Annotated in this window: 2 rRNA genes; both read left to right on the forward strand. The window is 58.1% G+C overall.

Going from position 1 to position 2,720, the window contains the following annotated elements:
* Positions 1 to 57, forward strand: a 16S ribosomal RNA gene (locus B1L11_RS44295); the annotation flags it as partial.
* A 429-nt stretch (positions 58 to 486) separates the two neighbouring features.
* A 23S ribosomal RNA gene (locus tag B1L11_RS44300) occupies positions 487 to 2,720 on the forward strand; the annotation flags it as partial.

Genomic DNA, 2,720 nt, shown 5'->3' on the forward strand with positions numbered 1-2,720 from the left:
GGGACGAAGTCGTAACAAGGTAGCCGTACCGGAAGGTGCGGCTGGATCACCTCCTTTCTAAGGAGCATCTGGCCGGCTCGGTTGGTGCTGTCACGCGGGTGTCCGTGTGATGGTGTCGAGTTCGGTCCATCGTCGCGTTCATCAGCGAGTGTCTGGTGCGTGGCGTGCTCATTAGTGGAGCACTGGTTATTCAGCCGGTTGTGGTTGCCGGATCGGTGAGTACCGCCGCCTTCGTGCGGAGTGGGAAAGCGGATTTCCGGGGGTTGTGACTGGTTGGGCACACTGTTGGGTCCTGAGGAAACGGACCGTATGCTCGGCGCTTTCGAGGTGCTGGGTGGTTTGTTTTCTCCAGGGCTGGTCTCCTGCCATACCGGCCGGGGCTTGTGGGTGGCTGTGCTGCTCGTGGGTTCGGGTGTCTTGGTGGTGGGGTGGGCTGGTTGTCTGGTTGTTGTTTGTGAATTGCATAGTGGACGCGAGCATCTTTGTGGCCAAGTTGTTTAGGGCACACGGTGGATGCCTTGGCATCAGGAGCCGATGAAGGACGTGGGAGGCTGCGTTAAGCCTCGGGGAGTCGCCAACCAGACGTTGATCCGGGGATGTCCGAATGGGGAAACCTAGCACCAGTCATGTGGTGTTGCCGCCGTCTGAATGTATAGGGCGGTTGGTGGTAACGCGGGGAAGTGAAACATCTCAGTACCCGTAGGAGAAGAAAACAAATTAGTGATTCCGTGAGTAGTGGTGAGCGAAAGCGGAGGAGGCTAAACCGTGCGCGTGTGATAGCCGGCGGGCGTTGCGTGTGCGGGGTTGTGGGACCTTCCGGGGGAGACCGCCGTCTCTTCAGGCAGTGAGAAATCGGTGGGGTAGTCGAACGCTCTGGGAAGGGCGGCCGTAGACCGTGATAGCCGGGTAGGCGAAATCTTGCCGACTGCTGGGAGTGTTCCCGAGTAGCACGGGGCTCGAGGAATCCTGTGTGAATCTGCCAGGACCACCTGGTAAGCCTAAATACTTCCTGGTGACCGATAGTGAACGAGTACCGTGAGGGAAAGGTGAAAAGCGCCCCGGTGAGGGGTCGTGAAATAGTACCTGAAACCGTGTGCCTACAAGCCGTAGGAGCGTAAACGGGTTCGCCCGTTTGTGATGTGACTGCGTGCCTTTTGAAGAATGAGCCTGCGAGTTATGGTGTGTGGCGAGGTTAACCCGTGTGGGGGAGCCGTAGCGAAAGCGAGTCTGAATAGGGCGTTTGAGTCGCATGCTGTAGACCCGAAGCGGGGTGATCTACGCATGGGCAGGTTGAAGCGTGGGTAAGACTGCGTGGAGGACCGAACCCACCAGGGTTGAAAACCTGGGGGATGACCTGTGTGTAGGGGTGAAAGGCCAATCAAACTCCGTGATAGCTGGTTCTCCCCGAAATGCATTTAGGTGCAGCGTTGCGTGGTGCTTGCCGGAGGTAGGGCTCTGGATGGCTGATGGGCCCGACAAGGTTACTGACGTCAGCCAAACTTCGAATGCCGGTAAGTTGAGCGTGGCAGTGAGACTGCGGGGGATAAGCTCCGTGGTCGAGAGGGAAACAGCCCAGATCACCGACTAAGGCCCCTAAGCGTGTGCTAAGTGGGAAAGGATGTGGAGTCGCAGTGACAACCAGGAGGTTGGCTTAGAAGCAGCCATCCTTGAAAGAGTGCGTAATAGCTCACTGGTCAAGTGATTCTGCGCCGACAATGTAGCGGGGCTCAAGTACACCGCCGAAGTCGTGGCACCGCCGGCTGACTTTGTCAGTTGGTGGTGGGTAGGGGAGCGTCGTGCGAGCCGGTGAAGCCGCCGAGTGATCGTGTGGTGGAGGTCGTGCGAGTGAGAATGCAGGCATGAGTAGCGAGTCAGAAGTGAGAATCTTCTGCGCCGGATGACCAAGGGTTCCTGGGGCAGGTTCGTCCGCCCAGGGTAAGTCGGGACCTAAGGCGAGGCCGACAGGCGTAGTCGATGGACAACGGGTTGATATTCCCGTACCCGCTGTGATGCGCCCATATCGAATCCAGTGATACTAAGGGTCCTTAAGCCCTCCGAGCCTTCGGGTTTGGGGTGAGGCTGAACGCCTGGCCTGATCTGGTAGTAGGTAAACGATGGGGTGACGCAGGAAGGTAGCCCAGCCCGGGCGGTGGTTGTCCCGGGGTAAGCATGTAGGGCGAGAGATAGGCAAATCCGTCTCTCATGTGCCTGAGGTGTGATGCCGAGCCGATTGTGGCGAAGTGGGTGATCCTATGCTGCCGAGAAAAGCCTCTAGTGAGTGTCGCGGCGGCCCGTACCCGAAACCGACTCAGGTGGTCAGGTAGAGAATACCAAGGCGGTCGGGTGAACTGTGGTTAAGGAACTCGGCAAATTGCCCCCGTAACTTCGGGAGAAGGGGGACCTTTACTGGTGATCGGACTTGCTTCGTGAGCTGGTGGGGGTCGCAGTGGCCAGGGGGAAGCGACTGTTTACTAAAAACACAGGTCCGTGCGAAGTCGTAAGACGATGTATACGGACTGACGCCTGCCCGGTGCCGGAACGTTAAGGGGACCGCTTAGCACTCTTCGGGGTGCGAAGGTGAGAACTTAAGCGCCGGTAAACGGCGGTGGTAACTATAACCATCCTAAGGTAGCGAAATTCCTTGTCGGGTAAGTTCCGACCTGCACGAATGGCGTAACGACTTCCCCGCTGTCTCAACCACAGGCCCGGTGAAATTGCAG

The organism is Microbispora sp. GKU 823 (genome assembly GCF_002027145.1).
GTDB lineage: Bacteria > Actinomycetota > Actinomycetes > Streptosporangiales > Streptosporangiaceae > Microbispora > Microbispora siamensis.